Origin of the sequence: Collimonas silvisoli (assembly GCF_018305005.1) — a bacterium.
GTDB lineage: Bacteria > Pseudomonadota > Gammaproteobacteria > Burkholderiales > Burkholderiaceae_D > Collimonas > Collimonas silvisoli.
Genome location: NZ_JAGQEG010000152.1, coordinates 1 through 6,868, shown reverse-complemented (window position 1 = coordinate 6,868; position 6,868 = coordinate 1). Strand labels below are relative to the sequence as shown.

Annotated in this window: 7 protein-coding genes; 2 read left to right on the top strand and 5 right to left on the bottom strand. The window is 59.0% G+C overall.

Annotation, left to right across the window (positions count from 1 at the left end):
- Nucleotides 1–83: 83 nt before the first annotated feature.
- Entirely contained in the window at nucleotides 84–773 is a 690-nt protein-coding gene (locus KHU33_RS24760) for an ArsR/SmtB family transcription factor (RefSeq protein ID WP_211467985.1), read from the bottom strand.
- Between the two features lie 91 nt (nucleotides 774–864).
- Between KHU33_RS24760 and KHU33_RS24755 the strand changes: the two genes are divergently transcribed.
- Nucleotides 865–2,310, top strand: a complete 1,446-nt coding sequence (locus KHU33_RS24755; RefSeq protein WP_230414539.1) for an MFS transporter — start codon at nucleotides 865–867, stop codon at nucleotides 2,308–2,310.
- A gap of 103 nt (nucleotides 2,311–2,413) precedes the next feature.
- On the opposite strand, the gene KHU33_RS24750 is transcribed toward KHU33_RS24755, so the two are convergent.
- The gene (locus KHU33_RS24750; RefSeq protein ID WP_211467983.1) at nucleotides 2,414–2,632 is read right to left on the bottom strand and encodes a hypothetical protein; all 219 of its coding nucleotides are present in this window, start codon (nucleotides 2,630–2,632) and stop codon (nucleotides 2,414–2,416) included.
- A 170-nt stretch (nucleotides 2,633–2,802) separates the two neighbouring features.
- Here KHU33_RS24750 and KHU33_RS24745 point away from each other — a divergent pair, with 170 nt between their 5' ends.
- Nucleotides 2,803–3,417, top strand: coding sequence for a molybdopterin-dependent oxidoreductase (locus KHU33_RS24745; protein ID WP_211467981.1), 615 nt, complete (start codon nucleotides 2,803–2,805; stop codon nucleotides 3,415–3,417).
- Between the two features lie 18 nt (nucleotides 3,418–3,435).
- Here the strand turns inward: KHU33_RS24745 and dinB are convergent, their stop codons facing one another.
- The 3 genes from dinB to KHU33_RS24730 all read right to left on the bottom strand — a co-directional run bounded on the left by dinB (nucleotide 3,436) and on the right by KHU33_RS24730 (nucleotide 6,843).
- Entirely contained in the window at nucleotides 3,436–4,593 is a 1,158-nt protein-coding gene (dinB, locus tag KHU33_RS24740; protein ID WP_211467979.1) for a DNA polymerase IV, read from the bottom strand.
- Between the two features lie 131 nt (nucleotides 4,594–4,724).
- Complete coding sequence (gene cls / locus KHU33_RS24735) at nucleotides 4,725–6,146, bottom strand: cardiolipin synthase (protein ID WP_211467977.1); 1,422 nt, start codon at nucleotides 6,144–6,146, stop codon at nucleotides 4,725–4,727.
- Nucleotides 6,147–6,210: 64 nt separating this feature from the next.
- The gene (locus tag KHU33_RS24730) at nucleotides 6,211–6,843 is read right to left on the bottom strand and encodes a LysE family translocator (protein WP_211467987.1); all 633 of its coding nucleotides are present in this window, start codon (nucleotides 6,841–6,843) and stop codon (nucleotides 6,211–6,213) included.
- Between the last annotated feature and the right edge of the window lie 25 nt (nucleotides 6,844–6,868).

The window sequence follows — 6,868 nt, the reverse complement described above, 5'->3', positions numbered from 1 at the left end:
CAAACAGCGCTGCCGCCAGCAATGCGAAGAGCACTCCTTGATGCATGGCATTTCCTTGGACTTTACGCGGAACGTTTTGCCGCTTATTCCTGGTGCAGGGTAATCCCGAATTGTTCCGTCAGCGCGCTGCGGCCTTCTGGCGTGATGCCTACCACGCGCGAATGCTTGCTTCTGGTCAGCCATCCCAGCTCGATCATGCGTTTCGCCAATGTCGCACCGAGGGCGCCGGCCAGATGGTCGCGCCGCTCGCTCCAGTCGAGGCAGGGGTAAGCAAACTGGCGCCGGCTCTTCCGCAATTCCCGGGTATCGATGCCGAAGCTCCGGAACCAGGTTTCGCCTTGCGCCGACAGCGAAAACACGCCATCGTCGGCATGCAGCAAGCCGCGTTCCAGCAGCACTTCGGTCAGTTGGGTTCCCAGTTTTCCTGCCAGATGGTCGTAGCAGAAACGTGCGGTGCAGATGGCGTCGTTGCCGTTAGCAGGGCCGGCACGCTTGCGTTTCGGCGCGAACACCATCAACGATTCGATCAGCCGCGCCACTTCCGGCGAGGCCAGCCGAAAATACTTATGGCGGCCTTGGGTGGTCATGTCGAGCAGCTTGTCTTCCAGCAGCTGGCGCAGATGCGTGGTGGCGGTGGCGGGCTTGATTTCGGTGCCGTAAGCCAGTTCCTTGGCGGTCAGGGCGCGGCCTTCCATCAGCAGCGCCAGCATCTGGATGCGGGTCGGATCGCCGATGGTGCGGGCCAGCCGGCTGAGGTCGGGTTCATCGTTCATAGTTTGATGGTAACCGTACTGTTGTCGCATGACAAGCGACCGCAACTGGCCCAGAATCGAGGCTTGATCACTAGGCAACGGAGTCGCTGCAATGACATCTTCCCAACCAGCGCAAGCAAGCGCGACGTCTGTTGCAGAGACGGCAACGACAGCGCTAACGCCGGCGGCGAGGCCAGCATTGGGCTGGACGATTGCGGCCAGCAGCTTTGCTTTTGTCATCGTTCAACTGGACATCACCATTGTCAACGTCGCCTTGCCGCAGATCGGCGCCGATCTGAATGCACGGGTCTCGGCCTTGCAATGGGTGGTGGACGCCTACACCCTCGGTTTTGCTGTGTTCCTGTTATCGGCCGGAGCCTTGGGCGATAAGTTCGGCTCCAAGCGTTTGTTCCTGGCCGGATTCCTGCTGTTTGCCTTGGCCTCGATTGCTTGCGGGTTAGCGCCGAATGCCGGCTTTCTGAACATCGCCAGGGCGATTCAGGGTATAGGCGCAGCATTGCTGGTGCCCAGCTCGCTGGCGATCCTGAATCGTGCTTGCGCTCACGATAAAAAATTACTCGCCAGGGCCATCGGACTCTGGACCGCGGCGGGCGGTGTCTCGATTGCCGCCGGCCCGGTGCTGGGCGGTTTGCTGTTGGCGACTGCGGGATGGCGTAGCATTTTCTGGGTGAATATCCCGATTTGTCTTTTGGGCTTCCTACTGACCTTGCGCGTGGTGCCGGCCATCGCAGCCAAGCAACATACCCATTCCTTCGATCTGCTGGGACAGATACTGGCGATTTTTGCGTTGACCGGGCTGGTGGGCGCGGTGATCGAACTCCATCCCCTGGGCCTGTGGCATCCGCTGGTGCTGTCTGGATTTGGGCTGGCGCTGATCGCAGGCACTGCATTCATCATGGTAGAAAAGAAAGTGCCGCAGCCGATGCTGCCTTTGAATTTCTTTCATCAAACCAGCTTTACTGCCGCCGTCCTGTTTGGCGTGCTGGTGAATTTTTCCTACTACGGCGTGATTTTCGTGATCAGTTTTTATCTGCAAAAGGTGCAAGGTTACACGTCGCTGCAAGCAGGGTTGGCATTTCTGCCGTTGACCGGAACCTTCATTTTTTCGAATCTGGTCAGCGGCTGGCTGATCGGACGGGCGGGCATACGTTTGCCGATGGTGCTCGGCGGCCTGATCGGCGCAATGGGATATGGCTTGCTGGGAACTATCGGCATCGCGGCTCACGCCAGTTTCTGGCAGATGCTGCCAGGCTTTGTATTGATTCCGGCCGGCATGGGGCTGGCGGTGCCGGCCATGACAACCTCGATCTTGTCCAGCGTCGAGAAGGCCAGGGCGGGAACCGCATCGGCGGTGCTGAATACCGCCAGGCAGGTTGGCGGTGCGGTCGGGGTGGCGGTATTTGGCGCCTTGGTCAGCGATAGCTTCGGCGGCAATATGAACGCCGGGGTCAAGATCGCTTTGTCGACGGCGACTGTCTTGTTAGTGATTGCAGCGGGGCTGGGATATCTGGTGCGGCCAGCAATTGCTACTCGGTAGTTAGCAGCTGATTAGCTGCCAATCAGCCGCTAATCGGCTGTAAACGCATGACCGCCTGCTCAGAATTTCGAGCAGGCGTCTTCATCGGTGCTTCTGCCGCACATTATTTTTTTGGTTCAGCTTTTGATTCAGCTTTTTGTTCAGCTTTGGGATGGTGCTTTACCGCTTTGCGGTGATGCGCAACAGGTTTTTCCTTTTGGGTTTCGACCTGGCGGTCGTTGCGGGCGTCCGGATGGCCGGCCAATGGGTCGCCTGCGTTCTGGGCTTGTGCGAATGGGGTCAGTGCGAAGAGGAGAGCGGTGATGCCGAATAGCTTTTTCATATTGATTCCTTCCGTTGATTGGGTTTCACAATCCGCATCTGCAGCGGGATGTCTTATAAACGTGGCAGGAGATATTCGGTTGACAATGACGATGTTGTTTCTTGGCAACTTCGTGTATTATCCACCAAATGTTTTTATATCCACCGAATGTCTTTGTCACGGAGTCCTGAATGAAAAAGCGCCAATTTCTGTCGACCGCCACCGCCTCTATTATCGGTGCCTTGGGAGGCTCTGTCGTGCCGGCTTATGCGGCGAGCGCTGCAGCAGGCAGGTCGCTAGCGGTTGCGCCGGCGGTGTTGACTGTTTTCGGCGCAATTGGACGCAGCAACCGAGGACCGACCGATCCGGTGATCGACCAGATGATGCACAAGCAGAACGTGCAGTTCAGCAGTGCGTTCACTTTCGATCTCGCCGCGCTCGCCAAACTGCCGGCAGTGACTATCAATCCGACCCTGGAATACGATGGCAGGCCGCATCAGCTATGCGGTCCGCGCTTGGCCGACGTGCTGGATATGCTGGGCGCCAGCGAGCTGCCGCAGACGCAGATTGTGTTTCATGCGGTCGACGGTTATATGCCGCAACTGAGCTTCGCCCAGCTCAGGAAATACGGCTATATTCTGGCCACGCATATCGACGGCAAACCGTTGGCGATCGGCGGTTTTGGGCCGATCTTTGCGATCTATGATGCCGATCGCGTCGCCGAGGAAGCGCAAAAGCCGTTGAGCCAGCGCTTCGCTCTTTGTCCGTGGGGCTTGTATTGCATAGAGGTAGTTGCGAGCACATGAAGCCAGGGCGCCATAGCCTTATTCGTCGCTGAACAATTCACCCTGGAAGACGACTGACTCGCTCATTGCTTCATCTTTTCTGCTTAGTGCGCTGGCGCGCACGCCCAGCAATCTCAGGCGCCTGTCCAATGTGACGCGGCGCAGGCATTCTCCCGCTGCTTGCCGGATCGCAATCGCGTCGTCGGTAGCATTGGGCAATGTCAGATCCCGGGTGACGATGCGAAAGTCTGAGAAGCGCAATTTAATCCCCACGGTGCGGGCGACATAGCCTTTTCTTTGCAAGTCGCCCGCAAGCCGCACGCACAGATCCGTGAACATCGGCGTCAGCGTCTGGCGGTCCAGCTTGGCATGGAGGTCTCTCTCAAAAGTCGATTCGCGGCTGATCGATTTTGTTTCAGAGCTGGTGACGACAGGGCGGTCGTCCAGGCCGTTGGAAGTGCGCATCAGCCATTCGCTATACGTCCTGCCGAAATTTTCTTGCAGCACGGCCGGATCCGCGGCCGCCAGTTCGCCAATGGTATGCAACCCGAGCGCCGCCAATTTCTCGGCTGCCTTGGGGCCGATGCCGTTGACCTTGCGCGCAGCCAGCGGCCAGATGCGGGCCTGCACATCGGCTTCGGTAATCACGGTGAGGCCGTTCGGTTTTTCCAGTTCCGAACTGATCTTGGCCAGCAGTTTGTTGGGCGCGATGCCGATCGAGCACGACAGTCCGGTGGCTTGGCGCACGGCGTCCTTGATGCGTTGCGCCACGATGCGGATGTCGTCCGCGTGCTGGCTCAGATCGATATAGATTTCATCGATGCCGCGATCCTCTATCAGCGGTGCGATCTTGGCCACCGCTGCCTTGAACAGCCGCGAGTAATGCCGGTAAGAGTCGAAATCGGTCGGCAGCAGGATCGCATCCGGCGCCAGCTTGGCGGCCTTCATCATGCCCATGGCGGAAAACACGCCGAGCGCGCGGGCTTCGTAGGTGGAGGTGGTGACAACGCCGCGGCCGACGTAATCGCGCAGCTTGAAATAGCGCAGTTGCCCGTCCTCGCCAGGCTCGGGCTTGTGCCTGGAGCCGCCGCCGATCACTACCGGCTGGCCGCGCAGCTCAGGATAGCGCAGCAGTTCCACCGACGCGTAGAAAGCGTCCATATCCAGATGTGCGATACGACGAATTGGCGAGGGCATGAAGTCAACAAGTATCGATATTTAATACGGCCATAGGATACCATTACTGTATATAAATACAGTCATTCAAGCTGGATTTTCTGATTAAATATTTTTTGCTTTTAAAGCAATTGGTTCTACCCGCGCCGGATTCATAGCACCGGGCTAAATAAACGAGCGACGTGGATCAGCACCCGATACAGGTTATGCAAGCGGTCATAGTCAGTTGTATCGATTTCGACCGCCTGTTCGAAATCAGCCCGCAGCATCTGTTCGACTTCGGCGGCAAACGCCGTATCGATATTCAGAGCGGTGATTTCGAAATTCAGCCGGAGTGAACGGTTGTCCAGGTTCATGCTGCCGACCGCCGCCGTGTCGTCGTCGATCAACAGCACTTTCTGATGCGTAAACCCGGGTTGATAGCGGAACACGCGGATGCCGGCGCGCACCGATTCATGCGCGTACAAGGTCGAGGCCAGGAACACCGTGCGATGGTCCGGGATGGCCGGGATCAAGATGCGGACGTCGACGCCGCGGAACACCGCCAGCTGCAGGGCGGCGTTGACGGCGGAGTCGGGCACCAGGTAGGGCGTGGTCAGCCACAGCCGGTGACGAGCGGCGTGGATCGCCTGCACGAAGAACAGCGAACAAGTCTCTTGCGCATCGGCCGGCCCGGTGGCGGCAATCAGGCTGGTGGCCTGGCCGGCGGACGGCCGTGGCGGCAGCAAGGACAGCGGCTGGCCGGTGATCCAATGCCAGTTTTCGTCGAACGCCAGTTGCAGGTCGGCCACCGCCGGTCCTTGCAATTCCATATGCGTATCGCGCCACGGCGCCAGCGGCGGCTTGCGGCCCAGATATTCATCGCCGACGTTGAGGCCGCCGACAAAACCGCGCCAGCCGTCCACCACCACTACCTTGCGGTGATTGCGGAAGTTGAGCTGGAAACGGTTGCGCCAGCGGCGCGTGGCGAATTGATGGATCTGGACGCCGCCGGCGCGCAGGATCGCCGTATATGAACTAGGCAGATCATGGCTGCCGACACCGTCGTAGAGCACATGTACGCCTACTCCGGCGGCGGCGCGTTCCAGCAACGCCGCTTGCAGCCGGCGGCCCAGTTCATCGTCGTGAATAATGAAGAATTGCACCAGCACGTAATGCTCAGCGCCGGCGATGGCCGTGAAAATCGCATCGAAACTCGCCGTGCCGTTGACCAGCAAGCGCAAGCGATGACCGCTCAGAAACGGCACGCCGAGCATTTTGCTGATGCCTTGGTAGCGTTGCGCGCCGGTGTGCGGCGGATACTGCGCGGACAAGGCTAGCTCGGCAGGATCGTCCAGCTGGCGCAAGCGCGCCAGCCGTGAATGATGCAGTTCGACATAGCCCGAGAAGTGTTTACTGCCAAGGAACAGATAGGGCAGCAAAGTAAAGTAGGGCAGCAGCACCAGCCCGAACACCCAGGCCACCGCGCCCTGCGGCGTGCGGGTGTGCATCAAAGCGTGGATCGCGGCGATGACGCCGGCGGCATGCAACAGCAGAACGACAGTGGAAATCAAGGCAAGCGGCAAATGCGGCATTCAGGCAACTCCGAATTTCATGGGCAACTTGCATATTAGCCAATAATCGAATCGCGTGGCCCGCTTATTTTTTTGCCTGCAACGCGATCCGCACTGACAAACCGGCCAGCACGGTGCCCATCAGCCAGCGCTGGATCAACAGCCAGCTGGGGCGGCTGCCGAGTACGCCGGCAATCGAGCCGGCGGCCAGCGTAACCATCGAATTGACCGTGATGCTGACGACAATCTGGATCACGCCAAGCACCAGCGACTGCACCAGGATGCTGGCGCCGTGCGGATCGATAAATTGCGGCAACAGCGCCAGATAGAGCAAGGCAACCTTGGGGTTGAGCAGATTGGTAAGCAAGCCCATCAAGAACAGTTTGCGGTTGCTGTCGGCGGGCAGGTCGCGTACCGCGAACGGTGAGCGGCCGCCGGGTTTTACCGCTTGCCAAGCCAGGTAGAGCAGATAGGCGGCGCCGCCGAAACGCAGAATATCGTAGGCCAGCGGCACGGCAAACAAGAGGGCGGTGATGCCGAACGCGGCGCATAGCATGTAAAAGACAAAACCGGTGGCGACGCCGGCCAGCGACACGAAGCCGGCCTTGGGGCCTTGGCAGATTGAGCGTGAGATCAGATAAATCATGTTGGGGCCGGGCGTCAGCACCATGCCGAAGGCGACCAGCGCAAAACCCAGCAGTAAATTAAGATTCGGCATGAATGATTCCCAAAACGGTTCCAAA

Bases quoted from the DNA above. Each gene is read 5' to 3' on its own strand.
- KHU33_RS24760 (WP_211467985.1), bottom strand. From the start codon at position 773: ATGAACGATGAACCCGACCTCAGCCGGCTGGCCCGCACCATCGGCGAT.
- KHU33_RS24755 (WP_230414539.1), top strand. From the start codon at position 865: ATGACATCTTCCCAACCAGCGCAAGCAAGCGCGACGTCTGTTGCAGAG.
- KHU33_RS24750 (WP_211467983.1), bottom strand. From the start codon at position 2,632: ATGAAAAAGCTATTCGGCATCACCGCTCTCCTCTTCGCACTGACCCCA.
- KHU33_RS24745 (WP_211467981.1), top strand. From the start codon at position 2,803: ATGAAAAAGCGCCAATTTCTGTCGACCGCCACCGCCTCTATTATCGGT.
- dinB (WP_211467979.1), bottom strand. From the start codon at position 4,593: ATGCCCTCGCCAATTCGTCGTATCGCACATCTGGATATGGACGCTTTC.
- cls (WP_211467977.1), bottom strand. From the start codon at position 6,146: ATGCCGCATTTGCCGCTTGCCTTGATTTCCACTGTCGTTCTGCTGTTG.
- KHU33_RS24730 (WP_211467987.1), bottom strand. From the start codon at position 6,843: ATGCCGAATCTTAATTTACTGCTGGGTTTTGCGCTGGTCGCCTTCGGC.